The sequence below is a fragment of the Streptomyces sp. NPDC046862 genome, from assembly GCF_040704615.1.
Taxonomy (GTDB): domain Bacteria; phylum Actinomycetota; class Actinomycetes; order Streptomycetales; family Streptomycetaceae; genus Streptomyces.
This window is the reverse complement of the sequence record NZ_JBEYXP010000037.1, coordinates 72,229-98,880: the sequence shown is the minus strand read 5'-3', so window position 1 is coordinate 98,880 and position 26,652 is coordinate 72,229. Positions and strand designations below refer to the sequence as shown.

General features: G+C 70.5%; 22 protein-coding genes. 10 read left to right on the top strand and 12 right to left on the bottom strand.

Annotation, left to right across the window (positions count from 1 at the left end):
• Positions 1–5: 5 nt before the first annotated feature.
• Positions 6–4,445, top strand: coding sequence for an FtsK/SpoIIIE domain-containing protein (locus AB0959_RS34015; RefSeq protein ID WP_366830584.1), 4,440 nt, complete (start codon positions 6–8; stop codon positions 4,443–4,445).
• A 137-nt stretch (positions 4,446–4,582) separates the two neighbouring features.
• Here AB0959_RS34015 and AB0959_RS34010 read toward each other — a convergent pair whose 3' ends face one another.
• The 4 genes from AB0959_RS34010 to AB0959_RS33995 all read right to left on the bottom strand — a co-directional run bounded on the left by AB0959_RS34010 (position 4,583) and on the right by AB0959_RS33995 (position 7,336).
• The gene (locus tag AB0959_RS34010; protein ID WP_366830563.1) at positions 4,583–5,941 is read right to left on the bottom strand and encodes a hypothetical protein; all 1,359 of its coding nucleotides are present in this window, start codon (positions 5,939–5,941) and stop codon (positions 4,583–4,585) included.
• A 10-nt stretch (positions 5,942–5,951) separates the two neighbouring features.
• The gene (locus AB0959_RS34005) at positions 5,952–6,614 is read right to left on the bottom strand and encodes a hypothetical protein (RefSeq protein ID WP_366830562.1); all 663 of its coding nucleotides are present in this window, start codon (positions 6,612–6,614) and stop codon (positions 5,952–5,954) included.
• A gap of 31 nt (positions 6,615–6,645) precedes the next feature.
• On the bottom strand, positions 6,646–6,960 hold the full coding sequence (locus AB0959_RS34000; RefSeq protein ID WP_366830561.1) for a hypothetical protein: 315 nt from the start codon (positions 6,958–6,960) through the stop codon (positions 6,646–6,648).
• 76 nt (positions 6,961–7,036) lie between these two features.
• A complete protein-coding gene (locus AB0959_RS33995) occupies positions 7,037–7,336 on the bottom strand; it encodes a WXG100 family type VII secretion target (protein WP_366830560.1) in 300 nt (99 codons plus the stop codon).
• A 307-nt stretch (positions 7,337–7,643) separates the two neighbouring features.
• Between AB0959_RS33995 and AB0959_RS33990 the strand changes: the two genes are divergently transcribed.
• Both AB0959_RS33990 and kaiC read left to right on the top strand, forming a co-directional pair.
• On the top strand, positions 7,644–7,937 hold the full coding sequence (locus AB0959_RS33990; RefSeq protein ID WP_366830559.1) for a circadian clock KaiB family protein: 294 nt from the start codon (positions 7,644–7,646) through the stop codon (positions 7,935–7,937).
• Between the two features lie 5 nt (positions 7,938–7,942).
• Positions 7,943–9,472 (top strand): circadian clock protein KaiC, encoded by a 1,530-nt coding sequence (kaiC, locus tag AB0959_RS33985; protein ID WP_366830558.1) that lies wholly within the window; start codon positions 7,943–7,945, stop codon positions 9,470–9,472.
• A gap of 59 nt (positions 9,473–9,531) precedes the next feature.
• On the opposite strand, the gene AB0959_RS33980 is transcribed toward kaiC, so the two are convergent.
• The 7 genes from AB0959_RS33980 to AB0959_RS33950 form a co-directional block, all read right to left on the bottom strand.
• On the bottom strand, positions 9,532–10,581 hold the full coding sequence (locus AB0959_RS33980) for a HAMP domain-containing sensor histidine kinase (protein WP_366830557.1): 1,050 nt from the start codon (positions 10,579–10,581) through the stop codon (positions 9,532–9,534).
• Between the two features lie 381 nt (positions 10,582–10,962).
• Positions 10,963–11,316 (bottom strand): MerR family transcriptional regulator, encoded by a 354-nt coding sequence (locus AB0959_RS33975; RefSeq protein WP_366830556.1) that lies wholly within the window; start codon positions 11,314–11,316, stop codon positions 10,963–10,965.
• A 532-nt stretch (positions 11,317–11,848) separates the two neighbouring features.
• Positions 11,849–12,079: a CBS domain-containing protein gene (locus AB0959_RS33970; protein ID WP_366830555.1), complete on the bottom strand. Its 231-nt coding sequence runs from the start codon at positions 12,077–12,079 to the stop codon at positions 11,849–11,851.
• Positions 12,080–12,180: 101 nt separating this feature from the next.
• The gene (locus AB0959_RS33965) at positions 12,181–13,674 is read right to left on the bottom strand and encodes a DEAD/DEAH box helicase (RefSeq protein ID WP_366830554.1); all 1,494 of its coding nucleotides are present in this window, start codon (positions 13,672–13,674) and stop codon (positions 12,181–12,183) included.
• Positions 13,675–13,914: 240 nt separating this feature from the next.
• Positions 13,915–14,118 carry a cold-shock protein gene (locus tag AB0959_RS33960; RefSeq protein ID WP_366830553.1) on the bottom strand — a complete coding sequence of 68 codons (204 nt, stop codon included), beginning with the start codon at positions 14,116–14,118 and terminating at the stop codon, positions 13,915–13,917.
• A gap of 386 nt (positions 14,119–14,504) precedes the next feature.
• A complete protein-coding gene (locus AB0959_RS33955; protein ID WP_366830552.1) occupies positions 14,505–14,972 on the bottom strand; it encodes a DUF5990 family protein in 468 nt (155 codons plus the stop codon).
• 127 nt (positions 14,973–15,099) lie between these two features.
• Positions 15,100–18,411: a family 78 glycoside hydrolase catalytic domain gene (locus tag AB0959_RS33950; RefSeq protein WP_366830551.1), complete on the bottom strand. Its 3,312-nt coding sequence runs from the start codon at positions 18,409–18,411 to the stop codon at positions 15,100–15,102.
• 438 nt (positions 18,412–18,849) lie between these two features.
• Between AB0959_RS33950 and AB0959_RS33945 the strand changes: the two genes are divergently transcribed.
• Together AB0959_RS33945 and AB0959_RS33940 are read left to right on the top strand one after the other, a co-directional pair.
• Positions 18,850–19,788 carry an SGNH/GDSL hydrolase family protein gene (locus tag AB0959_RS33945; protein ID WP_366830550.1) on the top strand — a complete coding sequence of 313 codons (939 nt, stop codon included), beginning with the start codon at positions 18,850–18,852 and terminating at the stop codon, positions 19,786–19,788.
• Between the two features lie 262 nt (positions 19,789–20,050).
• On the top strand, positions 20,051–20,893 hold the full coding sequence (locus AB0959_RS33940; protein WP_366830583.1) for a DUF6461 domain-containing protein: 843 nt from the start codon (positions 20,051–20,053) through the stop codon (positions 20,891–20,893).
• A gap of 86 nt (positions 20,894–20,979) precedes the next feature.
• Here AB0959_RS33940 and AB0959_RS33935 read toward each other — a convergent pair whose 3' ends face one another.
• Positions 20,980–21,297: a transposase gene (locus AB0959_RS33935; protein ID WP_366830549.1), complete on the bottom strand. Its 318-nt coding sequence runs from the start codon at positions 21,295–21,297 to the stop codon at positions 20,980–20,982.
• A gap of 95 nt (positions 21,298–21,392) precedes the next feature.
• On the opposite strand from AB0959_RS33935, the gene AB0959_RS33930 reads away from it, so the two are divergent.
• From AB0959_RS33930 to AB0959_RS33910, 5 genes are all read left to right on the top strand, one after another.
• Positions 21,393–22,232: an SGNH/GDSL hydrolase family protein gene (locus AB0959_RS33930; RefSeq protein ID WP_366830548.1), complete on the top strand. Its 840-nt coding sequence runs from the start codon at positions 21,393–21,395 to the stop codon at positions 22,230–22,232.
• Positions 22,233–22,375: 143 nt separating this feature from the next.
• Entirely contained in the window at positions 22,376–23,533 is a 1,158-nt protein-coding gene (locus AB0959_RS33925; RefSeq protein WP_366830547.1) for an acyltransferase, read from the top strand.
• Between the two features lie 244 nt (positions 23,534–23,777).
• The gene (locus AB0959_RS33920) at positions 23,778–24,476 is read left to right on the top strand and encodes a response regulator transcription factor (RefSeq protein ID WP_366830546.1); all 699 of its coding nucleotides are present in this window, start codon (positions 23,778–23,780) and stop codon (positions 24,474–24,476) included.
• Positions 24,473–25,936, top strand: a complete 1,464-nt coding sequence (locus AB0959_RS33915; RefSeq protein ID WP_366830545.1) for a HAMP domain-containing sensor histidine kinase — start codon at positions 24,473–24,475, stop codon at positions 25,934–25,936. The genes AB0959_RS33920 and AB0959_RS33915 overlap by 4 nt, the downstream gene beginning before the upstream one ends.
• Entirely contained in the window at positions 25,933–26,511 is a 579-nt protein-coding gene (locus tag AB0959_RS33910; RefSeq protein ID WP_366830544.1) for a hypothetical protein, read from the top strand. Before AB0959_RS33915 ends, AB0959_RS33910 begins: the two co-directional genes overlap by 4 nt.
• Positions 26,512–26,652: the final 141 nt, after the last annotated feature.

Sequence of the window (26,652 nt, the reverse complement as noted above, 5' to 3'; positions counted from 1 at the left end):
CGTTGATGTTGACCGTGGTCGATGGGGAGAGTGACGCGTTCGACGTCCACCTCGACGCCGACCCCGACACGCCCGTCGGCGGCGTCGCGGAGGCGCTGGCCGGGGCGGGAGGCGTCCACCGGCCCCCGGAGGGCCTCGGCCTGTACGTCGGCGACCGGCTGCTGCCCGCGGACATGCGGCTGCGGGACGCGCCGCTCCACCACGCGGCCGTCGTGGGCCTGGGCCGCCCGGCCGGTACCTCGTCGGCCGAACCGGACGGGCTGGCGGAGGTCCGTGTGGTCGGCGGGACCGGGGCGGGCGCGGTGCACCGGCTCGACCTCGGTGAGTACCGGATCGGGCTGGCGCACGACGGGACCGCCCAGGTGCTGCGCGGCGTACCGGACCGTCCGTACGCCGCCCTGACGGTGGGTCCCGGAGGGCGCTGCCGCGTGACTCCCGACCCGTCCGCGCCGGGCGACGGCACCCCGCGACTGGACCGCGAGGACCTCACCGAAACCGCAGCCACCGCCAATGCCACGGCCAACGCCAATGCCACTGCCAACGCCACCGCCTGGCCGGTCGGCGCTCAGCTCCTCGTCGGCGGCTGCCTGCTCGAACTCGCCCTCCCGCAGCGGCAGGACGCGGCCGTGGAGCCGTCGGAGGACGGCACCGGCTGGGACTACAACCGGCCGCCACGGCTGCGGCCGGCCGAGAACGCCACCCGCTTCTCCCTGCCCTCCCCGCCCGCGGCGCCCGGCGCCCGGCCGCTCCCGTGGATCACCGCGGCCGCCCCGATCGTGATGGCGGTGACCGGGGCGCTGGTCTTCGGCCGCTGGACGATGCTGCTGTTCGGGCTGCTCTCCCCGGTCGTGATCCTCGGCAACTACATGATGAGCAAGCGCAACGGACGCGAGTCCCACTCCGAGGCGGTCGCCGCCTACGAGGAGAAGAAGGAGCGCATCGAGGGCGACGCGGAGAAAGCCCTGGCGGCCGAACGCACCGCCCGGCGCCGTGGCTTCCCGGACCCGGCCGAGGTCGTCCTGACGGCCGTCGGGCCCCGGCACCGCCTGTGGGAACGCCGCACCTCGGACGCCGACTTCCTGGAACTGCGCGTCGGGACCGCCGACCTGCCCTCCGACGTGGTGCTCCTGGACCCGACCAAGGACGAACACCGCCGCCAGGACCCGTGGACCGCGTACGACGTCCCCGTGACCGTCGCGCTGCGCGAGCACGACGTCCTGGGAATCGCCGGCGAGGGCCCGGCCGCGCGCTCCGTGGCACGGTGGGCGGTCGCCCAGGCCGCCGTCCTGCACAGCCCCCGCGACCTCCAGATCCACCTGCTGACGACCGGCGGCCCCGGCCGGGACGGCTGGTCGTGGCTGCGCTGGCTGCCGCACGTGCGGAAGAAGTCCGGCGACACCCCGGCCAGCATCGGCTACGGGACGGAGACCTGCGCCCGCCGGGTCGCCGAACTGACCGCGCTGATCGCCGAGCGTGCCGGACGGGAGGACCGGCGCGGCCGGCCCGCAGGACCCGACGTGCTCGTCGTCCTCGACGGAGCCCGGAGGCTGCGTTCGCTGCCCGGCGTGGCGCAGATCCTGCGCGACGGACCGTCCGTCGGCGTCCGCGCGATCTGCCTGGACGCCGAGGAGCGGCTGCTGCCCGAGGAGTGCCACGCCGTCGTCGCCGAGGAGCCCGGCGGAACGGTGCGGGTGGGACGCTCCGGGAGGGACACCGTCGGGGGCGTCAGGCCCGACGCGGTGTCCCTGGACTGGTGCCGCTCGCTGGCCCGCGCGATGGGCCCGCTGCGGGACCCGGGCGGGGCCGACGAGGAGGCCGCGGTGCTCCCCGGTTCCGCGCGGCTGCTCGACGTCATCGCCCTCGACCCGCCGCAGGCCGACGGCATCCGGGCGCGCTGGAGTGCCGGGGGCCGCTCGACCCGGGCGGCCGTCGGCGTCTCCCTGGACGGCCCGTTCTTCCTGGACCTGCGGCGCGACGGCCCGCATGGGCTGGTCGCCGGCACCACCGGCTCCGGCAAGTCCGAACTCCTCCAGACGCTGGTCGCCTCGCTCGCGGTGGCGAACCGTCCGGACGCGATGACGTTCGTCCTCGTCGACTACAAGGGCGGCTCCGCGTTCAAGGACTGCGTGGACCTGCCGCACACCGTCGGCATGGTCACCGACCTCGATGCCCACCTCGTCGAGCGGGCCCTGGTGTCACTGACGGCGGAGCTCACCCGGCGCGAGCACATCCTCGCCGCGGTCGGTGCCAAGGACATCGAGGACTACGTCGATCTGCTGGAGCGGAACCCGGCGGATCACACCCCGATGCCCCGGCTGCTCATCGTCATCGACGAGTTCGCCTCGATGGTGCGTGACCTGCCGGACTTCGTGAAGGGCCTGGTCAACATCGCGCAGCGGGGCCGCAGCCTCGGCATCCACCTGATCCTGGCGACGCAGCGCCCCAGTGGCGTCGTCTCCTCGGAGATCCGCGCCAACACCAACCTGCGCATCGCGCTGCGGGTGACGGACTCCGGCGAGAGCCAGGACGTCATCAACTCCGCCGAAGCCGCCGGGATTTCGCAGAGCAACCCCGGCCGCGCGTACGTACGGCTCGGCCAGAACTCCCTGGTGCCGTTCCAGTCCGGACGGGTCGGCGGCCGACGGCCCGGCGCCTCGGCGACCTCGCTGCCGGCACCCTGGGCGGTGGCGGTCGGCTGGGAGAGGCTCGGCGAGCCGCTTCCGACCCGGCCCCGCGCCGCGGCCGCCCCCGCCGAGGTGGAGACCGACCTCACCGGACTCGTCAGGGCGATCCGCGAGGCGGACCGGGAGATGGGCATCCCCGCGCAGCACAGCCCCTGGCTGCCGCCGCTGCCGGAGCAGCTGGTCACGGGCGAACTGCCGTCGGCTCCGCTCTCGGACTACGACCTCGCGCCCGTCGCGTACGGCGTGGTGGACCTGCCCGCCCAACAGGCCCGGCTCCCCCTGGTGATCGACCCGGCGACCCTCGGGCACCTGCACATCGTCGGCTCGCCCCGGCAGGGCCGTTCGCAGACGCTGCGCACGCTCGCCGGCATGCTGGCCGGTACCCACTCCCCGGCCCAGCTGCACATGTACGGCATCGACTGCGGCAACGGCGCCCTGCTGGCCATGGACGGACTGCCGCACGTCGGCGCCGTCACCCAGCGCACCCAGCCGGACCGGGTGGCCCGGCTGCTCGCCCGTCTGACGCAGGAGCTCGGCCGGCGGCAGGAGATGCTCGCCGCCCGCGGCAGCGCCGACCTGCCGGAACTCAGGCGCGCGCTGCCCGAGGACGAACGGCCGCCGCACATCGTGCTGTTCATCGACCGCTGGGAGGTCTTCGACAAGCAACTCGGCGAGTACGACTCCGGGAACCTGCTGGCCGGGGTGCTGACCCTGCTCCGGGACGGCGCGAGTGCCGGCATCCATCTGGTGATGACCGGCGACCGGGCGCTGTTCTCCAGCCGGGTCGGCAGCTCCACCGAGGACAAGCTCGTCCTGAAGCTGAACGAGAAGTCCGAGTACGGCGCGATCGGCGTGACCCAGCGGAAGGTACCCGACGAGATCCCGCCGGGCCGGGCGCTGCGGGCGGCGGACAAGGCCGAGGTACAGATCGCGCTCCTCACCCAGAACCCGGAGGGCCACGCACAGGCCGCGGCGCTCCAGCGGATCGCCGAGCAGTGCCGTGAACGGTCGGCCCACCTGCCCGCCTCCACCCGGCCGTTCCGCGTCGACACCCTGCCGGACCGGCTCACCTGGGAGGAGGCCGCCGGGTACGCGCCGCGTGCGTGGCCGCACCCGCGATGGGCGGTGGCCGGCGTCGGCGGCGACGAACTGACCGCCTACGGGCCGGACTTCTCGATGACGCCGACCTTCCTGGTGGCGGGCCCGGCCCGTTCCGGGCGCAGCACCGTGCTGTCGACGATCGCGCTGTCGCTGCTGTCGGCCGGCACCCCGGTCGTGATCGGGGCCCCCGCCCGGTCGCCGCTGCGCGCCCTCGCCGGACGGCCGGGCGTGCTCGCGGTGTTCGACGAGTCCGACATCGACCCCATGGCCCTGGAGGAGGCGCTCTCCACGGCCCCGAACGGTGCGGTGGTGGTGCTCCTCGACGACGCCGACCTGCTGCTGAAGACGAAGGCCGAGCCGGTCCTCACGCAGATCTCCAAGACCGGCGCGGAGACCGGCCGGGGCCTGGTCGTCGCCGGGCAGACCGACCGGCTCACCTCCGGGTTCTCCGGCTGGCACACCGAGGCCCGCCGGAACCGGTACGGACTGCTGCTGAAGCCGCAGGCAATGAGCGACGGCGAACTGATCGGCGTCAAGGTGCCGCGCAGCCGCCTGGGCGCGACCCGTCCGGGCCGGGCCATCCTGCACCTGGGCGACGGCGTGCTGCGGACCGTGCAGGTTCCGGAGACGGTGATCGCGGAGCCGGGCACCTCGGCCTGACCGCCTGACACCCGTACCGGGCACGCCGTCCGGGCACGCCGTCCGGGCACGCCGTCCGGGCACGCCGTCCGCACACAACAGAGGGCTCCCGCCGATGAGTTCGGCGGGAGCCCTCTCGTCTTCCGGGCGAGACCGGGTCAGGTCGTGCCGGGGAGGTAGCTGGAGTCGTGCGCCAGCGGGGCCGTGTGGCCCCCATAGGCGGCCGGACCGTAGATGAGGCCCGCCACCCCCAGCCAGAAGCCCGCCACCTCCGGAAGCGGCCAGCGGTAGGTGCCCCCCGCCAGGCCGGAAGTGGTCGGCAGCGTCGCCTGCGGGGGAGTGCGCGTGAAGAAAGCCTTCCAGAGGTTCCCCACAAACCCCCCGTTCGGGGTTACAGCGAACCGTACGGCCGACGCGATGTCGTCCACCTTGGCCCCGATGCCCTTCATGCCATCGACGAAATTACCGGGGATGTTCCTGATGTCGTTCACAGTGACCCGGATGTTCCGGGGGAGGGTCTTGGTGAGGGCCTCGGGAATCAGCTTGAACTCCTTCCCGAAGTCCTTGATCCCGCTGCCGATCTTGCCGATGCCGCCTACCTTGATCGCCTGGACGATCGCGCCGACGCCCTTGATGATCGCGGCCCCGCCGAGGACCAGCCCGATGGAGCTCAACACGATGTCGAGCACATCCCACTCCCCCGTCTCCACGGCCTTGGCGATGTTGATCCCGAACGCCGCCGCGCTGAACGCGAAGCTGCCGATCGTCAGGGCGAGTCCGATGCCCTGAAGGCCGGGGACCAGCATGGCCAGGACCCCCAGAACGCCGCCGATGATGCCGAGGGCGAGGCTGAGTGCGTCGCGGATCTTCTCCCAGGTGCTATAGCCCTCGACCGCCTCGTCCCGCGCCTCGTCCAGCGCCCGGGCCGCCACGCCGGCATCGGCCTCGCGCACGCTCCGCGCGTCCTCCGCGATCAGGCGGGCGGCGTCGAGATCCGCCTGAGCGTCGTCAGCGAGCCCCTGTGCCGAGGACTGGCTGTCCCTGGCCTCGTCCAGTGCGCGCCGCGTGTTCCGCCGTGTCTCCTCGTCGTCCGGAGGAGGTGAGGCCGCGTCCAGACGGCTGATGTCGGCCCCGGCGGCACGCACCACCTCGGTGGCCGACGCCAGCCGCTCCTTGGCCTCCTGCCCGTCGGCGAGCGCCTGGTCCGCCTTCTGCTGCTGCTCGCCCAGTGATTTCACGTAGGTGCTCAGTGCGCCGGCTGCCTGGTCGTACGAACTGTGCAGCTTGCGCACCTGGTTGGCCAGGTCGCCCAGCTTGTCCCGGAGCTTCTCCATGGACTTGCCCTCGCCCACCTGCTGGTTCTCCAGTTGGGAGACGAGAGGAAGGGCGTCCTCCGCGTTGTCGGCCACGGAGCGGTAGCTGCTCGCGAGCCTGTCGAGCATTTCCACGTCGCCCGGAGTCGGGTCGTCGGTGAACCCGAAGACCGATTCCCATTCGGATACCGCTGGCCGCACCATGCCCGCGAACTCACTTTCCGTTGTTTTCCGGGTCATCGAAACGGAACGACTCGGCGATCGCGTCGAAGACCTCGTAGAACTGCTCCGCCAGGTTCACATTGGGGGTCGAGCTGGCGAGCACCAGATAGTCCCGGCTGTTCGGCACCGGAATCAGGGTGTGCCGCATCGCCGTGGGGACCCGCCTCCCCTTGATGTCCACGTCCTCGATCCTGGTGATCCGCCCGACCGCACCCACCAGGGGCAGGTCCAGCAACTCCACCTCGCCCGGGGGCAGTCCGGTACCCTCCGCTTCCGTGCCGACCTGAATGCCGGCCGCGACGACCATGTCGGCCAGATCCTCCGACTCCCCCTCGGGCACGGACACCCGCAGCAGTACCGTCGTGGCGGAGAGCACCAGAGGGCCGTTGCCGCCGTTGATGATCCTGAGCATCCCCGACGCCTGCAGCGCGCCCTGGGCGTGCGCGTCGCGGGCGGTGCGCCGGGTGCTGCGGATCAGGTCGTCCACTTGCTCGCGGGAGAGCTGCGGGCCGTTCTTCACCTCGGCCTCGACCTTGCGGCGGATCGAGGCGTCACGGGTGCTCGGGTCAAGGTCGAGATGCCACCAGGACGTGGGGAACAGCAGCTTGTAGCCCGAGGGCGCGCCTTCGGGCCGCTCCGTGACCGGCTGCGTCATGACGCGTTTCCCTTCTGCACGACGCTTCCTGTCACGCGTCCTTCTTGGAATCGTCCAGCGCGTTGGCGCTCTCGTCGTCCGTCTTCGTGAAGTTCTCGGAGATCTTGTCCGTGTTCTCGGCGAACACCTTCACGTTGTCGTGGACCCGTTCGTGACCGTTCTTCCACGCCTCGTCGAATTCTTCGAGAGCGTCCGCGAGGTCGCCGCCACCGGCCATGCTCTTGAACGAGTCGGAATCACCCGTGGCGTGGTAAAGCGTCGCGCTGTCGCCGAGCAGTTCCCCGATGTTCTCGAGCTCCTTGGCCGTGTCCTTCAAATCCTGCACGGGAACGCTGATGCGACCCATCGGTGTCTCCTCTCCGGCTCCGGACGTCCGGCCCCGCCCTCTCCGGGGAGGGCGGGGCCGGACGGTGCGGAGGGCGTCAGCCGAGGCTGCTGGCCGTCTGGTCGTCGGTGTCGACGAACGCGTCGGCGACCTGCTTGATGAACTCGCTGACGCCCTGCAGACCCTCGATGGCCTCCTGGGTGCCGTTCTTGTACTCCTCCCAGAAGGGACGGAACTTGGTCTCGGAGCCCGGCGTCGCGTAGGCCGCCTCGACCATCTCCTCCATCTTGGTGTTGGCCTCGTGGAGGCTCTGCTGCATCATTTCCTTCTGGTTCTGCAGCCAGGTCGAAGCCTCCCGCATCTCATCCGGGCTGATCTGGATGTTGCCGCCGGCCATGATGGTTCCTTCCGTCGCTGCGTGTCGCCGCGGCCGCCGGGCCGCGTACACCGGGCTCTACGGGGCACCTTCCGGGGCGGTTCACGGCGGTTGCGGAACGGCGGCGGAAGCGGCCGGATCAGCCGGATCAGGGCAGAACCACTCGGATCCCGTATCGCGACTCGACCAGGCAGAGAAACATGCCCAAAATGGGCCATAAGTGGTTTCTGGTATGTGGTCGGTCTCCGCACGGGCCGCTGCGCCTCAAAGGCCGCTGCCCCGTGCCTCCGACCGGTGCACGGCGGATCCCAGGAGGGAGTCGGAACAGGTGACTGCCTACTCCTTCCGGCTGTATGTCACCGGCCGTACATCGAGGTCACTGGCGGTGGAGTCGAATCTGCGGCGGCTGTGCCGCTCGCACGTGGACGGCGACTACGAGATCGACGTCATCGACACGGTGGAGTCGCCCGGGCGGGCCGCCGAGGACCACGTCATGGCCACACCGACCGTGATCCGGCTCGAGCCGCCCCCGCAGTTGCGGGTGATCGGGGACCTGTCGGACCTCGACCGGGCCGCCCTCTATCTCGGGTTTCCCGACTCGCCCGTACCGCCGGAAAGGTGATCACCATGCCTCAGCCCGACCGGATCGAGCGGTTGCCCACCGGCATCAGCGGCTTCGACCAGGTCACCATCGGCGGACTGCCGGCCGGCCGGTCCACACTGGTCACGGGCTCAACCGGCAGTGGCAAGACGCTCTTCGCCGTCGAGTTCCTCGCCCGCGGCATCACCGAGTACGACCAGACCGGGGTGTGCGTCACCTTCGAGGAGACCGCTGAGGACATCCGCCGCAACACCGCCTCCTTCGGCCTGCCCATCGACCAGTGGGAGAGCGAGGGCAAGTGGGCCTTCGTGGACGTCTCCATCGATCTGATCGAGGAGGCACCCACCATCGGCAGCTACGACTTCGGCGCCCTGGTGGCCCGTATCGAGCACGAGATCCGCCGCATCGGCGCCACCCGGGTGGCGCTGGACTCGCTGGGAGCGATCTTCACCCGTTTCGACGATCTGGGGGTCGTGCGCCACGAGCTGTTCCGCATCGCCGCCGCGCTGGAGCCTCTCGGTGTCACCACGGTGCTCACCGCCGAGCGGGCACAGGAGTACAACGGGGTGTCCCGCTACGGCGTGGAGGAGTTCGTCTTCGACAACGTGGTGGTCCTGCGCAACGTGCTGCGTGAGGAGAGGCGCCGGCGCACCGTCGAGGTCGTCAAGCTGCGTGGCTGTCGGCACCACACCGGTGAGTGGCTGTTCACCATCGACCCCGACGAGGGCATCGTGATCATGCCGCAGGCCTTCCTCATCCCCCGGGAACGAGCTTCACGCGAGCGCGTGTCCATCGGCAACGCGGGGCTGGACGCGATGATCGACGGTGGCCTCTACCGGGATGCCATCGCGTTGATCACCGGCCCCACCGGTACCGGCAAGACGCTGACCGGCCTGCGGTTCGCCGAGGCCGCCTACAAGGCCGGCGAACGCTGTCTGCTGTCCACCTTCGACGAGACCCGGGAGCAGCTCAGCCGCAACGCCTCCGGGTGGGGCATGGACCTGGCCGTCATGGAGGAATCCGGCCTCCTCCGCGTGCTCTCGGACTACCCGGAGGTGGCCTCGCTGGAGGACCACTTCATCCGCCTGAGGCGTGTCATCGAGGAATACGAGCCCCGCCGTCTGGTCATCGACACCCTCTCGGCGCTGGAGCGCATCGTCTCGCCACGGGCACTGCTGGACTTCGTCATCTCGCTGGGCGCGCTGCTGCGTCAGCACGAGATCACCACGCTGCTCACCTCGGCGCCCACCGGCCGGGTCACCCCGCTGGCCACCCCCGCCATCGCCATGGAGATCGCCAGCCTCACCGACGTCAGCATCCTGCTGCGCTACGTGGAACGCGCCGGCGAGATCAAACGGTGCGTCGCGGTACTGCAGACCAGGGGCTCCGCTCACGACCCCGCCATCCGCGAGGCCATCATCGACGCGAGTGGCATGGTCATCGGCGAACCGATGACCGAGGTGTCCGAGGTGATGGCGACCGGCTCCCTCGGCGAACAACCCCAGTGGCCCATCACCTCTTCGGCCAGGCACAGCCGCGACGAGGACGAGCCGTGACGACTCGGCAGCGTCAGGGGGCCGAGGGGCAGTGGACCGAGGGGCAGTGGACCGAGGGGTCAGAGGGCCGATCGGGGAAGACGGAGGCAGAAGCAGGAACCGCCGCCGGACTGCGGTTCGTACCAGGCACGGCCGTGGTTGGCCTCGGCGAAGGCGGCGACGATCCACAGGCCCAGTCCGGCCCCGCCCGCCCCGCGGCTACCGCCTGCCCCGCGGCCATCGCCTTCCGAGGGCGGCGGACGGCTGAACCGCTGGAAGAGATGGGGAACGAAGACCTCCGGGACGCCGGGCCCGTGATCAGATACCCGCAGGTCAACCCACTCGTCCTGGTCGGCAGCGGCCACTTCGACCGGCGGTCGGCCGTGCGTGAACGCGTTCTCGAGGTAATTGTCGATCATTGAGGAGAGGTCGCCGCGGTCGGCGAGGACGGCGGGGCCGACAGGACAGCGGAGACGGACCTCGTGGGACCGTTCGCCGAACTCACCGAGTCGTTCGAGCAGGAATTCCCGCAGGGGAACCCGGTGCACGGCGGCGGCGGGCCTGGCGTCGATACGGGCAGCGAGCAGCAGTTTGCGCAGCAGGGCCTGGAGTGCGGCAGTGCTGTCGCCGATGCGGCCGATCATCTCGTCCCGCTGTTCGTCGGTGAGCCTGCTGCCGGGATCACGGAGGGTGTTGACCAGGACCCTGACCGCGAACAGTGGGCTGTCCAGCTCATGGGCTGCGACACCGACGACGATCTGCTGGTGCTCCAAGGCGGCACGGAGCCCGTCTTCGATCTGTTGACGACGGGTGATGTCACGCAGAGTGGCGATGTGCAGTCGCATGTCGCCCGGGGTGGCGGCGGTGACGCGCATGTCGACCGCCACCGCGGCGCCGTCGGCCTGCATCAGCTCGATCTCGGCGGGTGGCCCGGCGACGAGCGGGAATCCGAAGGGCTGGCCGACAAGCTGCTGGATCGGGCGGGCGAACAGGTCGGCGGCGGCGTTGTTGCAGTACCGGATGAGCCCCCGGTCGTCGATGGCGACGATCCCGTCCGGTGCCGCCGCTGGGACATCGGCCACCGGCACCATCGCCCGGCCCTCGTATCGGCTGCGGCCCGTATCGATCAACGGCCCAGCTCCCTTTGCCGCCCCCGTGAAACCTCGCCAGAAGGTTCCCTCGCTGACCATGCTAGACCGGGCGTTAGGCCCATAGAAGGGGCGCTGGTGTGCATTCCGGCTCGGTGTCGAGGGCGCGGCACATCGCCGTGAGCAAGCGCCCGTACCTGGACCGGGACGCGTACGAGGACGATCTTGCCGTGACCCTTGGCGTTCGTCGACGCGTACATCGACTGATGATCTTCGCCGGCGTCAGCAACGCCGTCGACCGCGGAGGCGCCGACGCCCGCAGCCGGGAGGCTGACCGCGGGTCACGCCCTGCTGTTCCAGGCGGGCGCTCATGGCCGATCGGGCGTCGTGCGGTGTTCGAGCCGATGGGTGCGCGCCCAATGATCAGCTGGAAGCGGAAGGAGAGGAGTCGGGTGCTTCGTGCCCGGCACGCCGGCGGTACTCGGCGTTGATGCGCTGAGCTTCCTCGAGCTGGTCCTCAAGGATGACGATGCGGCAGGCGGCCTCGATCGGGGTGCCCCTGTCGACGAGCTCGCGGGCGCGTGCCGCGATCCGCAGTTGGTAGCGGGAGTACCGGCGGTGTCCGCCCTCCGAGCGCAGCGGAGTGATCAGACGAGCCTCACCGATGGCTCGGAGGAAGGCCGGGGTGGCGCCGAGCATCTCGGCGGCCCGCCCCATGGTGTATGCGGGGTAGTCATCGTCGTCCAGACGATCACTGAGGGGGATATCTGCTGTCATGTCACCTCGTTGTGCAACGCGTCGAGGGGCCCTGGTGCCGTACGGCACCAGGGCCCCGAAGGAAATTCAACACCATCCGTCGGCCCTAATGCTCTGCCGACCTTCTGTTTCCGCTACCAGCCCTGCAGAAGGGGGGTGCGGGGATCGCGGCTGCGTGACCGGGGACCACCTTCCAATCCGGGGTCTTGCGGTACCCGGCCGAGTGCTTCTCGAGCCGGGCGATCCTGATGGCGTCTGCGTCCTCCGTCCTTACCTCATGTGCTGCGACCCGCCAGTTCATGTCTGCCGGGTTTCGCTTGACCCGTGTTGACAGGCAAAAGGCTAACTGCGTCAGAGCCCAATGTCTACTCTGGCAAGAGTAGATTTCACCTGTCTGAGGGAACAGATAGCCTGTGATCTGCAACGATGGGTGCCGGGAAGTCGCGGTGGAAGACAGTGAGGGCCCTGCCGACACGCGTCGGCAGGGCCCTCAACGGGATCCTGATGGCGGTTCACACAGAGAAGGAGAACGGGCTGATCGGGGTGAGGTGGATCAGCTGGAGAGGGCGAGGACGTCCCGTAGACGGAGCCGGTCCGTGTAGGTGGAACCGCCGCGGTGAACGGCGAGTTCGGCCCGGGTGATCGAGCCCGTGCACTGATCGTCCCCGTCGCACAGGAGGAGGTACTCGACACGGGCACCGGCCATGAGGGACAGCGCGACCTCGACGGTCATGTCGTCCCGGACCCGGGGCCCGGGCGCGTCCATGTCGTCGACCGCGCTCATGGAGGAGGGAACCGCCGGTTGTCGCGTCTGAACCGGTGTCAAAGCTGCCTCCACGGAGAGGGGTGGGAGAGGGATGAGCTTCTGGTCGATCGTCGATACCTCTAGGCAGCCGGGTCGAAGGCGGGCCGCTGCGCCCTGCGCCGCCCGGCTCGTCCGGTGGAGCGTCCCTGGGCGGGGCGGTCGCGGCGGCCTCGGGACGATGAGCCCGCGGAAGACGCGGCGCGGCGGGGGCGTTCCGCGGCGGGCGCGGTGATGACGACGGGAACACCGGAAGGGGCCTGGGCCCCGGTGATGCGGCTCAGTTCCGCCTCACCCGAACGTACCGGGGTGATCCGGGGGGTGATGCCGGCCGCGGCCATCAGCCGGTTCATGCTGCGACGCTGGCCGGGGGTCACCAGGGTGACGACGCTGCCGGACTCTCCGGCGCGGGCGGTACGGCCGCCGCGGTGCAGGTAATCCTTGTGGTCGGTGGGCGGATCGACGTTGACGACCAGGTCGAGGTTGTCGACGTGGATCCCGCGCGCCGCGACGTTGGTCGCCACCAGTACCGTCACATGTCCGGTCTTGAACTGGGCGAGGGTCCGCGTGCGCTGCGGCTGGGACTTGCCGCCGTGCAGGGGCGCTGCGCGGACGCCGCTGTCCAGCAGGTGCTTGGTGAGCCGGTCCACGGCGTGCTTGGTGTCCAGGAACATGATCACCCGGCCGTCTCGTGCCGCGATCTCGGTGGTCGTCCGGTACTTGTCCGCCTCGTGCACGTGGAACACGTGGTGCTCCATCGTCGTGACCGCTCCCGCGGAGGGGTCGACGGAGTGGACCACCGGGTCGCTCAGGTAGCGGCGGACGAGCAGGTCGACGTTGCGGTCCAGGGTGGCGGAGAAGAGCATCCGCTGCCCTTCGGGGCGCACCTGGTCGAGCAGGGCGGTGACCTGCGGCATGAAGCCCATGTCGGCCATCTGGTCGGCCTCGTCGAGGACGGTGATGGCGACGTCGTCCAGCCGGCAGTCGCCACGGCCGATGAGGTCCTTGAGCCGCCCCGGCGTCGCGACGACGACCTCCGCGCCGGCCCGCAGCGCACCGGCCTGCCTGCCGATGGACATCCCGCCGACCACGGTCGCCAGCCGCAGCCGCACGGAACGGGCGTACGGGGTGAGCGCGTCGGTCACTTGCTGGGCGAGCTCGCGGGTGGGGACCAGGACCAGGGCGAGCGGCCGCCGTGACTCCGCGCGCCGACCCGCTGTACGGGCCAGCACCGCGAGGCCGAAGGCGAGGGTCTTGCCCGACCCGGTACGGCCGCGGCCGAGCACGTCACGTCCGGCGAGGGAGTTCGGCAGGGTCGCCCCCTGGATGGGGAACGGTACGGACACGCCCTCGTGACCGAGCGCGGCCAGCAACGGTGCCGGCAGGGCGAGGTCGGCGAACGACTCGACGGCGGGCAGCGCGGGCGTGATCGTCACCGGCAGCGCGAACTCGCCCTGGGGTGCGGCCGGACGACGTCCGTAGTCCTTCGTACGCCGCGGAGCCCTCGAGCGCTCGGCGGCAGAACCCCGGGAGCGGTCGTGGGTACGTGTCGTGCGTGCGGTGCGTGCGCGGTTCAAGCGGAACCTTCCTCGATGTGGGCACGTAGGCACGTAGCAAGGAATTTCCGCAGCAAATGAAAGGCGCAGAGAAACGCGAGAACGAGCCGGAGATGATGGGCGTCGCATCGGATCGACGGGAATGCGTCCCCGTCCGGTGATGTGGTGGGGCCTTCCCGCCGTGCGCCCTGAAATGCAGCGAGCTGGGACCCGCACCCCAAGGTGCGGGTCCCAGCCACGAAGTACGCGTTGCTGCCGATGTCAGGCGGGAACGATGTTCTCGGCCGTCGGGCCCTTCTGGCCCTGCGCGACGTCGAAGGACACCTTCTGGCCTTCCAGCAGCTCGCGGAAGCCCTGGGTGGCGATGTTCGAGTAGTGGGCGAAGACGTCGGGGCCGCCGCCGTCCTGCTCGATGAAGCCGAAGCCCTTTTCCGCGTTGAACCACTTCACGGTGCCAGTAGCCATGTCATTTCTCCTTCGGAGACGATGCCCGGAATCCGCCTTGTGCGGATTCCGCGTCGCCGTGCTGATTGGCCCGTCGGGAAATGCACCTTCTGGCAACCACACCTGCAACTGAGAACGACGTTAGCACGGCGCAAGCGGCCCTGTTCGGTCAGTAATTCCACTCGGGTCGGCGGTCGAGGAATACTCGCCGTGTGCCGTGCCTATTTCTCACTTCACGGATGCAGATATTGATACGCGCGGATGCGGCGTTCCCGCCGAACGCTTCCGGCCACGGCGCCATGACCTCCGTAGACGCGCCAGTGGCGCTGTCGTCGTCATTGGCGGAGCGAAACGGGCACCCCGCCCCCCAAGACCCCACTACCGCGATGAAGGTCACATCGGCACTCCTAGTCGGCGCGGGCGGCGGTCCAGGTGATGTGAGGGGGCTCGACGCGTGCGCACAGGGGCCCGCCCTGCGCGTCGGTCAGGCCGAGGCGTCCGACCAGCAGCCCCTCGCGTGCGGCGGCGGCGAGTACGTCGGCGGGGATGACGTCGAGCATGAGCTTGGCGCGGCGGAACATCGTGAAGGTGCCCGACTCGTCGACCGTGCCCCACGACAGGTAGATGAACCGTCGCCCCAGACGGTCCTGCACGTAGGGGCCTTTGACCTCGATGCCGGTCGGCGAGGCGCTCGTGGTGCACTCCAGGGTCCATGTCGCGGACGGTCCGTCGCCGGGCTGCGGCTCGAGGAGTTCGGCCGGACGGTCGCGGCGTTGCACGGCGACGTGGAGGTTGCCGTAGGCGGGGACTTCGCCGTCGGCGAGGGCGGGGCGGGTGGGGCCGGGCAGGTCGACGGCGTCGATGCGGATGCGCATGGCGTCCATCATCCCGCCACCGTCCGCGCAGAGGCCGGCCGACCTCGGACCGGGATGGCCCTGACGGCGGTGACCCGTCACCCGGTGCCGGCCCCTGCTACGGCGGCCCTCGCCCCCTGGGTGCCGGTTACGCCCGACCGGTGAACGCCCATGTGCCGTGCCCGACACGGAAGACGACGAACTCGGGATCGCTGCGCACGAGCTCGGCGCTCTTCGGCGCGGCCACCTGGGAGGGCGCCTGCGCCGGCACGTGCACCTCGGCCGTGGAGCCCACCGGCACCCGCACCGACAGCCGCAGCTCCCGGTCCAGACGTGACCAGGACACGGCGGCCTCGCCCCGCACCGTACGGATCGACGTACGGGCCCAACTGACTCCCGTACGGGCATCGGGGCGTACCGAGAAGGTGCGGTAGCCGGCGTCCCCGGGGCGCAGCCCGGCCACGTTCTCGTACAGCCACTGCGCGACCGTGCCCAGGAAGTAGTGGTCGCGGGAGCGGGAGTCCAGCGGCCACATCTCCCACATGGTGTCGGCGCCGTTGGCCTGCCAGTACCCCCAGCTCGGATAGGTGCGCTGCGTCGCGACGGCATGGGCCACGTCCGGGCGGCCGTGGGCGCACAGCACCTTCAGCAGCACACTCGTGCCCAGGCAGCCGGTGTTGAGGTGGTTGCCGCGCGCCTCGATGTCCGCCACCAGGCTGTCGACGACGGAGCTGCGGGCGCCGGCCGGCACCATGCCGAAAGCCAGCGGGATCGCGTTGGAGCTCTGCCGGTAGCCAGGGTCCTTCGCCGTGCGGTAGTGGCCCTCCGGGCTGAGGAACGCCTCGTTGAACGCCGTCTTCAGTTTCTCGGCCGCCTCCCGGTACCGCTTCACGACCTCGCCGTCACCGAGCAGTTCACCCAGTTCGGCCGTGTGCAGCAGCGCCCGGTAGAGGTACGCGGTCGCGGTCAGCCGGGTGTCCTCCGGGGGTATCTCGTAGCCGGGCGCCACCCAGTCGCCGAGCGCCGTCACCGCCAGCCCGTCCCGCAGCCTGGCCAGCTCCCAGTCCAGGTACCCGGTCAGCGCCGCGAAGTGCTCACGGGCGGCGCGCTCGTCGCCGTACGCCCGGTACAACTCGCGGACGACGAACGGGTAGACGGTCGTCCACTCGGGGGAGGGGCCCAGCTCCTGGTAGCCCCAGCCGCCGCTCGGCACGATCACCGGCAACTGCCCCGCCTGGTTCTGGCTGTCCGCCAGGTCGCCCAGCCACTTGGACAGGAAGCGGTGTACCCCGAAGGCGTACGTCATCACCGGCGTGCCGACCTGGGCGTCACCGGTCCAGCCGTTCTTCTCGTACATGGGGGTGTCGGTCGGGATGCCGTGCAGGTTGTTGAGGACCGTGCGGCGCATGGCACCGTCCAGCCACTCGTAGAACGGCTCCGAGCAGCCGAAGGAGCTGACCTCCTCGACGCGGGTGTGCACCAGCCGCCCCAGCACCTGCTTCGGTGACGGGCGTGCGGGCAGGCCGTGGACCTCCACGTAACGGAAGCCCTTGTACGAGAACTTGGGCTCCCAGACCTCTTCCGCGTCCGAATCCGCGTCGCCGCCCGCGCAGAGGTACTCGTCCGTCTGGAAGCGCCCGGGGACATGACCGGTCTCGGCCTGCACACTCCCGTCGGCCTTCAGCTTCTCGCCGTGCACGAGGCGCACGAGCGCACCCGCCTCGGCGCCGCGGACGGTGAGGCGGGTCCAGCCCGCCATGGTGCGGCCCATGTCCACCACGTAGACCCCGGGGCGGAGTTCGGAGATCTCCGTCGGCCGTACGGTCTCGATGATCTCGATCGGGTCGTGCGGCTGTGCCCTGAGCGTGCCGCGGGGAGCCCGCTGTTCTCCCGCGGTACGCCAGCCGCTGTCGTCGAAGCCGGGACGGGTCCAGTCGCGCGGGGCCCGGCGGGCGTCGTACGTCTCGCCCGCGTAGAGGGAGTTGGACAGGGTCGGGCCCTCGGTGATCCGCCACTCGCCGTCCGAGGCGACGGTGGTGCGGGAGCCGTCCGGGTGGTCGATCTCCAACTGGGCCAGCAGGCGGGGCTCGCCGTGCCACGGCGGGCGGTGCCAGTTCCAGACGTTGGGGGTGGTCATGCCGAAGAAGCCGCGGCCGAGGGTGACACCGATGGCGTTCTCGCCGCGCCGCAGCAGCCCGGTGACGTCGTGGACGGCGTACAGCACGGTCTCGTCGTAGTCCGTGAAGCCGGGGTCGAGGACCTGCCGGCCGACCCTGCGCCCGTTGATCTCGGCCTCGTAGTAGGCGAGTCCGCTGATGTGGAGGCGGGCCCGGGAGATCCGCTTCCGAACGTTGAAAGCGCGGCGCAGGAGTGGCGCGGGCTGTTCCGGTACGGCGACGCCGACATCGCTGCCCCAGGGGCCCTGCCCGTAAGGGGCGAGGACGATGGCCGCGGCCCAGGCCGTGTCGTCGAACTCCGGTCGCTGCCAGCCTTCTTGGGGCTCGGTCGTCGAGACGCGCCAGCCAGGGCCGGTGACGAGTTCGTGCGTACGGCCGTCCTCCGTCTCGACGACCAGCCGGACCAGCAGGCCGGCGGGGTTGACGGAGGCGCCGGGGCGGTTGGTGGCGCGGGCGCCGAGCACCACGTCGCGGCCGGCGGCGCGGGCCGCCTCGGTCGCCTCGGTGACGTCGGCCGTACGGCCGGTGCGCCAGCCGTCCTGCTGCTCCGGTGCCTGAAGCACCTGCCGGCCGTCGAGATGGAGTGTGAAGTCGTCGTCGGCGGTGGCGACCACGGTGGCCCGTCGCACCCGCGTGCCGCCGGGCAGGGACAGCGCCGCCCGGAACCAGCACGGCCCCGCCGGGGCGTCGGAGGCGGTGGCACCCGGCGACCAGATCCACGAGGCGGCGGAGAAGGAGGGCGGCTGCGGGGCCGGGTCGGCGCCGATCCAGCGGGCCCGCCAGTCGGCCTTCGACAACGTTGTCTCCCACCACCGGGTCTCGCTCCAGCGTGACGGTCGCCCGACGTCGTCCCAGACCCGGACCCGCCAGTGGTAGCGCGTACGGGGGTGCAGCTCGGGCCCTCCGTAAGGGACGCCCACGCTGCGGTCGGACGCCACCTTCCCCGAGTCCCAGACCGGCCCGGCCGCGAACTTCTGGGGGTCGAGGGACACCTGGACCTGATAGGCGCTCTGTCGGGCGCCCTGCCCCGCAGCGGACAACTCCCAGCTGAGCCGGGGACGTTCGACGTCGGTACCGAGGAGCTGTTCGGCGTACTCGACGGTGGTCCGCTCAACGCGGAGGACTCCGGCGCGGTCGTCCTTCGGCCCCTGCGCCGGTGTGCCGGCGGCCGCCGCCGGCACACCGGCGGCGGCCGCCGGGCCGGTGGACAACGCCGTGAACCCGGCGCCCGCGCCGGCCGTCGTGCGTTTCAGGAAAAGTCTCCGGTTCCAGAACTGGTCCATGCGCGTTCCTCGCTCGTCGTGTCGCCTCGGACAACGGCCCCCGCTTGAAACGATTCAAAACTCCCCTTGCCGGAGAATGTTATGGACGAGAGGCCAGCCCAACAAGGTGTGTGACAGCGGTGATTCGGGCGAGGGGAGGGGGCGCAGAGGCAGCCGTGGTCTCCGTATCTCCCGTAGGCCGTCGTCATGGGCGGCACGGGCCGCCCAACAACGGAGGCGGGGATGCTCCGCCGCGGCCACCCGGCCCGAACTCTCCACCACCGACGATGAGTTGTGCACGCGTCACAGCGGGCGACCACCGGCCCTCCGGATGTCCTGGTTCTGTCACGCGACAGCCATCACGTGGTCTCACCAGTAACCACCTGCGCCCCTGCGTGCTCTCCTCTCACAGCACCGGAGCGGACCACACCCCCTGAACCATGAACACAGGAGCAGCTTGTGGCAACGGACACCCCCCGACGGAACGCCCTGATGGCCTGCGCGGCACTGGTCGTCGGTGCCCTCACCCTCACGGCCTGTGGCGGCAGCGCCACAGCGGACGGCTCCAGCCGGCGGTCGAAGGCGCAACTGGACGTGGCCGCCGACTCGGTCACCACGAAGACCGAACGGGCGGGGACCGCCTCGACCGCGGCGGCCGGTCTCGACTACGTCGCGATGGGCAGTTCGTTCGCCGCGGGCCCGAGCATCCCGCCGGTGCAGTCGAGCAGCGGGGCGGCGGCATGCTCACGGTCGGGCAACAACTACGCGAGCATCGTGGCCCGTGACATCGGCGCGAACCTGACGGACGTCACCTGCAGCGGCGCCACGACGGCGAACATCCTCACCACCAACCAGGGTTCGCAGCCGCCGCAGATCAACGCCGTGAACAGCGGGACCGACCTGGTCACGGTCACCATCGGCGGCAACGACGTCAACTACCTGGGCAGCATGGTCACGTACTCCTGCCAGAACAGCGGCGGCACGAACTGCGGCACCGTGGACCGGGCCGCGATCAACACCGCCCTCGACGCGGTGGGCCGGCGGATCGCGGACGTCGTGAACGCCGTCCACGCCAGGGCCCCGCAGGCACGGGTCCTCCTGGTGAGCTACTCCACCCTCCTGCCCGACACCGGCGGTTGCACCGGGGTCCCGCTCACCGCCGACCAGCGGACGTTCGAGCGCGGCGTCTCCCAACGCCTGGCGCAGGCGACCATCAACGCCGCGAACGACACCGGCGCGACCCTGGTCCGCCTCGCCACCGCCAGCCACGGCCACGACGCCTGCGCGGCCGACCCGTGGGTGGAGAAGTACAAGCCCGCCTCGGGACGGACCACGTACCACCCGAACGAGGCCGGCATGCGGGCCGCGGCCTCCTTGGTGAGGTCCGCGCTGGGGTGAGGTCCGTGCCGGGGTGAAGTTCGCGCTGGGGTGAGGTCCGCGCTGGGGTGAGGTCCGCACAGGGGTGAAGTTCGCCTTCGGCACCGGCACCGGCACCGGCACCCTGCGCCCGGCCCTCACCCGGTGCGCGGGCGGCAGCTTCACCCACCAGTTCGCCACCAGCGCGGTCGCCTGCACCTCCGCCCGCTTCGGCGGCGCCTGTCCAGCTGTAAGAACCGGCTCGCACCGGACGTTGTCAGAGGCATCAGGGACACTGCGCCGTATGAACTTGGTGACCGCGCACGACTACGCCTGGATCCGCACCTCGCCGCTCTTCCGTCACATGATGGAGAGCGGATACACCCTGACACTGATACGGGGGCGGACCCCGCGCGAGGTGCTGCGCGCGATGGAGGCGGAATCACGCGGCACTGGGGAGGGAACGGCCGGGCTGATCGAGGCGGACGACGCTCACCGCGCCGAGGTGGATTACGACTACTGGGTCGAGTCCTACGTCGCGGGCGCTTTCAGCGCTCCGGGCGAGAACGGCGACTGGACACTCGTCCTCGGCTTCGACGGTGGCCTGGGGATCGCGGCGCCGCACGTGGAGACGCTGTCGAAGGGCGGCCGGGTCGTGGCGCACTCGACCAACGGCGGCAAGCCCATCCACCTCTTCCACTGGTTCGAGGACGGTGAGCTCCGTACGACGTTCGAGGGCCCCTCGTCGCGCGACGGCAACACCCCCGATGAACTGGTCCCCCTGCTGCGGGAAGTCGGCTTCCCCCTGACCTCCGAGGGAGAGCACGACGAGAGCGCCCCGGACGTCGACCCGAAGGCGGCGGTCCTCGCTCTGGCCGAGAGACTCACCGGCATACGCGTCACCGAATCCCTCCTCCAGGACGCTACGTACGAGCTGGGACTCGTCCCCGAACAGCCCACCGAGGAGTGGACCAGCGTGGTCATCGACATCACCGATGCCCACGGGGAGCGCCTGCACAGGGAATGGACCTACGAGGAGATCGCGACGGCGTCGGACCGTGCACGGGCGGAGGCAAACGCGCCCGTCGTGGTCACCTACAACGAGCCGCCATCCAAGGATCGTTCGGAGCACGAGACAGGTGAGTAGCGAGCGAGAGGGTGGAGGGTGCCCCGGCGTACGCGCCGTCCTCTACAGGTGATTTGCCGTATTTGCCGCCACGGGGGTTTCTGCGATCACGGTCCGGCAGCCTGCTTGAGCCGTCGCCGGCGGATGAGGCCGCAGCCCAGCGAGACGAAGGCCTTGTGGAGGTCAAGGCGTCGCTCCCGCCGCACGGCCAGGCGTTTGAACTGGTGCAGCAGGGCGAAGGTCTGCTCGACAACGCAGCGGAGCTTGCCCAGGCCCTTGATGTTCGGGGCGCCCCTGCGGGAGATCACCGGCAGGATCCGGCGGCGCCGAAGTTCACGGCGCACAGCGCATGAGTCGTACGCCCTGTCGCCCAGGACGGACTCGGGTTGAGGGTTTGGGTTGAGAGTCCGCTCCGGTATCCGCATCTGGGCCGGCAGCCTTCATGAGCGCTCCTTGCCCGGACCATGAGCAAACGATGACAGCGGGCGATGGGGCGCTTGGGGACTGTTGTGCTGGGCGCATGAACAGCAAACACAAGTCCCGTTCCCGCTCTCCTCACCCCATGGCCCGCCACGCCCTGAGCGCGGTCGCCGCAGTCGCCGCGCTCGGCCTCACCCTGGTCGGATGCGGCGAGAAGGGCTTCGGCACCAGGGACGAGGGGACGAGCGAGAAGACGACGAGCAAGAAGACGACGAGCACCGGTGCGAAGGTGCTGTGGCTGGGCGACTCCATAGCGGGCGCCGAGGCTCCCGCGCTGAACGCGGCCCTGAAGGCCAGCGGTGTGGAGTTCAAGGACTCCTCTTCGGACGGTGGGGGCACGATCGTCAACAGCGGCGAGGAGATCACGCGGATGATCTCCGGCGCCACGTGGAAGCAACTGGGCAAGGACATCGAGTCGTTCCGTCCTACCGTGGTCGCCTACCAGGTCACGACGTACGACTGGGGAAGCCAGGATCAGCAGCGGGCTGCCTACGAGAAGGTCGTCGACAAGGCCAAGGACGCCGGGGCCAAGGTGGTGCTCGTTTCGTCCCCGCCCATCAAGATCGACGGGTTCTACAAGCAGCACGAGGCGCAGATGCGTACCGCTCCCGAGGCAGCCGCGGAAGTCGCCGGGAAGAGCGGTGGCACAGCTGCGTACTTCGACGCTTCGCAGCTGTGGGGCACGGATGCCTCGGCTCCGAAGGCGCAGCGCGCCCCGGACGGGATCCACAACTGCCAGCAGGGGGCGGCCGCCTTCGCCAAGTGGTTCACCGAGCAGCTCGGCAAGCAGGAGAGCTTCACGCCGGCGTCGGTGGACTCCTGGGCCCAGAAGTCCTGGACCGGCGACGAGCGATACAGCAAGCTCCGCTGTGCCGCGTGACACGGGCGGCCGACTTCATGCCTTCGCACTCCAAGCCTTCGCACTCCAAGCCTTCGCATCTTCCGTTGCCCGCGCCTGCGGGAGGCCGCCCGGTACCGGGCCCGCACCGGGCGGCGCACCCCAGCGGGGTGGGCCGTGCGCACATGGCCGCCCTCGACGGGCTTCGCGGATTCGCGGTCGCGGCCGTGCTGCTCTTCCACGCCGGGCATCTACGCGGCGGGTTTCTCGGCGTCGACCTGTTCTTCGTGCTCTCCGGATTCCTGATCACCGGACTGCTGCTCGGCGAGGCGACGGGGCGCGGCCGGATCGGCCTGGCCGCGTTCTGGGGCCGCCGTGCCCGCCGCCTGCTGCCCGCTCTCGTCTGTGTGGTGGTCGTGACCGTATTGGCCACGTGGGCGTGGGGGAGCACGGAGCAGCTGCGCTTCGCGCTCGACGACATGCCCTGGGTCGGGGCCCAGGCGGTCAACTGGCACTACATCACGGAGCAGATCGGCTACTGGAACTCCTCCGACACCCGCGTCTTCGCCCACCTGTGGAGCATCGGCGTGGAGTGGCAGTTCTACCTGGCCTGGCCGCTGGTGGTGGCCGTGGCCGCCCGGGGGCGGTGCGCCGAGCGGATCGTGGCCTCGCTCGCCGGGCTGGGTGCCCTGGTCTCCCTCGCTCTGACCGTCTGGCTCGGTGCCGCGGTGGACACCACCCGCGCCTACGAGGGCACCGACACCCGTGGCGCCGCCCTGCTGCTCGGGGCGCTCGCGGCCACCGCGCCCGTGCGGAACCTCGTGCGCCGAGTGCCGCGCCGCGCGGCCGACCTGGTGTGCCTGGTCCTGGGGTGCGGGCTGGTGGTGGCGTGGGCGGTGACCGGGGGCGAGAAGGTGCCCCTGCTCTTCCAGGGCGGGCTCTTCGTCCACTCTCTGACCGCGGCCGTGCTGATCGTCCTGCTGGCCCAGGTGCCGGGCACCTGGGCGGAACGGATTGCCGGCAGCCGCCTGCCGAGTGGCCTTGGAAGGCTGTCGTACAGCCTGTATCTGTGGCACTGGCCGGTGTACCTGCTGTTGTTGCCGCGGCTGTCGGCGCTCGGGGGCTGGGGCGGGACCGTCGTCGCGATCGGGATCTCGCTGGTGGCCGCCGCGGTGACGAAGGGATTCGTCGAGGATCCGGTGCGGTTCCGGGTGGGCTGGGCACGTGCCGGCCGCGGTGTGATCGCGGTGGTCGCGCTGGCCCTGGCGGGAGCCGTCCTCTGGGCGGCGGTGCCCGAACCGGTCCCGGGGGCGGGCACGGTCGACGTCGACCAGTTGAGGTGACCCTCAGGACAAGCCGTCAGCTGAGGTGACCCCCTGGACAAGCCGTCAGCTGAGGTGACCCCCAGGACAAGCCGTCAGCTGAGGTGACCCCCAGGACAAGCCGTCAGCTGAGGTGACCCCCAGGACAAGCAGTGCACACCACGCCTCATGCCCGCCCGTACAGTAGGCGACCCGCTCGACGGCTCACGTCTCGATAGCTCAGGTAACGCCGGAACAACCCGCTCACCGTGGAAAGGACCCTTGCATGCCCCGTGTCCTGCTGATCGAGGACGATCCGGCCGTGCGCCGCGGTGTCGTCCTGGGCCTGTCCCGCAATGGGCACGAGACCGAGGCGGTCGGCACCGGCGAGGACGGTCTCGATGCCCTGGCCGCCTTCAACCCCGACCTCGTGCTCCTCGATCTGATGCTCCCCGGCATGAGCGGGCTGGAAGTATGCCGCCGCATCCGCGAGACCAGCCGGGTTCCCCTCGTGATCCTTTCCGCGCGCGGCGACGACATCGACGTCGTGATCGGCCTCGAGGCGGGCGCCGACGACTACGTCGTCAAACCCGCCGGTGCCGCCGTCATCGAGGCCCGGATGCGCGCGGTACTGCGCCGCGTCGCCCCCGTCCAGGCCGACACCGGCACAGGTGCCGGGCCGACTCGGGTGGGCGATCTCGAGATCGACCGCGACGCGCTGATCGTCCGCAAGCACGGCGAAGAACTCCCACTCGCCCCCTCCGAGTTGAAGCTACTGCTCTTTCTCAGTGCCGCCCTGGAGCGGACCTTCAGCCGCCAGCAGCTGCTCGAGGACGTCTGGGAGCACAGCTACTACGGGGATGCCCGCCTGGTCGACGCCTGCGTGATGCGGTTACGCGCCAAGATCGAAGAGGACCCGCGCCGCCCGGCGTACGTCCAGACCGTGCGCGGCTTCGGTTACCGCTTCGGCCCGTTGCCGGCGTGAAGCTCGCCCTGCCCCGCGCCCTGCCCCGCGGCCTGCGCCCACGCCTGGTCGTCGCCTTTGTCCTGGTCGCCGCTCTCAGCGAATTGATCACCGCCACGCTCACCTTCCGGCAGGCCCGCAGCGCGATCCTGGACCGCACCCAGAAGGGCGCCGTCCACGATCTGCGCCTCCAGATCGACTCGCTCGCCCCCGACCTTCCGAACAACCCCACCGACACCGACCTGCGCGCCTTCGCGCGCCAACTGGACCGCGCCTCGGGCTCGCGCGGCTGGCACACGGGCGTCTCTCGCGATGGCGGGCCACCCATCGGCACCGCGGGCGACGTCAGCAACGCCCTGCGCGACGCGACAAAGAGCGGCGACAGCACCTTCTACGAGCGTGTGGAGCATGCGGACGGGCATCGACTGCGCATCGGCATGCCGATCGATTACACGGGCCGGGGCAAGGAGGCGGGGAAACCGTCGGGGCTGGTCGTCTACGCCGTTCTGCCGCTGGACGGTGAACGGGCCGACATCTCCGCTCTGATCAACGCGGCCTGGGCGGGGGCCGTCCCGGCGCTCGCCTTCGCCGTCGTGTCCGCCCTGTTCGCCGCCCGCCGGGTGCTGCGTCCCGTACGGCAGCTGCGTACGGCTGCTGAGAAGATCACCTCGGGCGCGCTGGACACGCGTCTGGACGTCGTCGGCAAGGACGAACTCACCACGCTGACCGGCACGTTCAACACCATGGCGGCCGCACTGGAGCGGGACGACGCCAAACTGCGGCGCATGGAGGCGAACGCCCGCCGGTTCGCCGCGGACGTCTCGCACGAACTGCGGACCCCGCTCGCCGCGATGGCAGCCGTCACCGACGCACTCGACGAGGACGCCCGCTCCGGCACGCTGCCTCCGGACACCGCCGACGCGGTCCTCCTCGTCAGCGACGAGACCCGCAAGCTGGCCGGAATGGTCGAGGACTTGATGGAAATCTCCCGCTTCGACGCGGGGGCGGCGGTATTGCACCTGGACGATGTGAGTCTGCGCACCGTCGTCCACAAGACGCTTCAGCTGCGCGGCTGGCGCGAGCCGGACGAGGTGATCACCGAACTTCCCGAGGACGATCCGCGTATCCGGGTCGACGCGCGGCGCATCGACGTCGTCCTCGCCAACCTGATCGGCAACGCGCTGCGCCACGGTGCCGCTCCCGTGACTCTCCGGGCGACTGCCACGGAGGAGTCCCTTGTGATCGATGTCGCCGACGACGGCCCCGGCATCCCCGACGAGGTCCTGCCGCATGTCTTCGACCGCTTCTACAAGGCGGACGCCGCGCGGGCCCGATCCGAGGGCAGCGGCCTCGGACTCGCCATCGCGATGGAGAACGTACGACTGCACCATGGCACCCTCACCGCCGCCAACCTCCCGGACAGCGGCGCGGTGTTCACCATCACACTCCCGCGCACGCTCCGGCAGGAGGACCAGCCATGAAGCGCCGACTCACCTGTCTCATAGCCCTTTCGGCTGTTCTGTCGGCAGGCTGCGGCATCGGCTCCACCGGTCCCGTCCGAGCCGGCGGCCCGGCGTCCGGCCTTCGTGAACCGGGAGCCGCGACCCACTTTGCCCAGCTCTACTTCGTCAGCTCGTACGGCATCCAGCCCGCTACCCGCGAGGTCGACGCCCCCGCAACCCCGCAGCAGGCACTCGACCTGCTCCTCAAAGGCCCCGACGCCGCCGAGCGCGCCCGCGGCCTGATCACCGAGGTCCCCCCGATGGACGGGCCACTGGTCGCGCAGGCCGCCGACGGCGCCGTGGATCTGCACCTCCCCGTGCCCGTGGCGAACATGACCGGCGGTGGCGGCCTCGGGCTCAGCCAGATCATCTGCACCGCGGCCGACGCCCAGGCGGCCGACGGCAAACAACTTTCCGACGTGGACGTACGGGTCTACGAGGAGGGCTTCGGGTCGCCCTGGACCATCCGCTGCGACGAGGCGGGAAACGTCGTTCCCGTACCCGAACCTGCCCCGAGTCCGGGGGCACGAGGTAGCAGGTGGAACGTGTCCTGACCACCCGCTGCGGGCATCTGAAACCCGACCTCACATCCCACTGAACAATCTTGATGGTGAGGGGCGCCGAGGAGACAGATGGTCAGTGTCGATCATCTGGACGAGATCGACCACGCCACCGAGGGTGTCCGTTCCTTCTCC

Coding starts and splice junctions, on each gene's coding strand:
- AB0959_RS34015 (WP_366830584.1), top strand. CDS start 6: ATGTTGACCGTGGTCGATGGGGAGAGTGACGCGTTCGACGTCCACCTC.
- AB0959_RS34010 (WP_366830563.1), bottom strand. CDS start 5,941: ATGGTGCGGCCAGCGGTATCCGAATGGGAATCGGTCTTCGGGTTCACC.
- AB0959_RS34005 (WP_366830562.1), bottom strand. CDS start 6,614: ATGACGCAGCCGGTCACGGAGCGGCCCGAAGGCGCGCCCTCGGGCTAC.
- AB0959_RS34000 (WP_366830561.1), bottom strand. CDS start 6,960: ATGGGTCGCATCAGCGTTCCCGTGCAGGATTTGAAGGACACGGCCAAG.
- AB0959_RS33995 (WP_366830560.1), bottom strand. CDS start 7,336: ATGGCCGGCGGCAACATCCAGATCAGCCCGGATGAGATGCGGGAGGCT.
- kaiC (WP_366830558.1), top strand. CDS start 7,943: ATGCCTCAGCCCGACCGGATCGAGCGGTTGCCCACCGGCATCAGCGGC.
- AB0959_RS33975 (WP_366830556.1), bottom strand. CDS start 11,316: ATGACAGCAGATATCCCCCTCAGTGATCGTCTGGACGACGATGACTAC.
- AB0959_RS33970 (WP_366830555.1), bottom strand. CDS start 12,079: ATGAGCGCGGTCGACGACATGGACGCGCCCGGGCCCCGGGTCCGGGAC.
- AB0959_RS33960 (WP_366830553.1), bottom strand. CDS start 14,118: ATGGCTACTGGCACCGTGAAGTGGTTCAACGCGGAAAAGGGCTTCGGC.
- AB0959_RS33955 (WP_366830552.1), bottom strand. CDS start 14,972: ATGCGCATCCGCATCGACGCCGTCGACCTGCCCGGCCCCACCCGCCCC.
- AB0959_RS33950 (WP_366830551.1), bottom strand. CDS start 18,411: ATGGACCAGTTCTGGAACCGGAGACTTTTCCTGAAACGCACGACGGCC.
- AB0959_RS33940 (WP_366830583.1), top strand. CDS start 20,051: ATGAACTTGGTGACCGCGCACGACTACGCCTGGATCCGCACCTCGCCG.
- AB0959_RS33935 (WP_366830549.1), bottom strand. CDS start 21,297: ATGCGGATACCGGAGCGGACTCTCAACCCAAACCCTCAACCCGAGTCC.
- AB0959_RS33930 (WP_366830548.1), top strand. CDS start 21,393: ATGAACAGCAAACACAAGTCCCGTTCCCGCTCTCCTCACCCCATGGCC.
- AB0959_RS33925 (WP_366830547.1), top strand. CDS start 22,376: ATGGCCGCCCTCGACGGGCTTCGCGGATTCGCGGTCGCGGCCGTGCTG.
- AB0959_RS33920 (WP_366830546.1), top strand. CDS start 23,778: ATGCCCCGTGTCCTGCTGATCGAGGACGATCCGGCCGTGCGCCGCGGT.
- AB0959_RS33910 (WP_366830544.1), top strand. CDS start 25,933: ATGAAGCGCCGACTCACCTGTCTCATAGCCCTTTCGGCTGTTCTGTCG.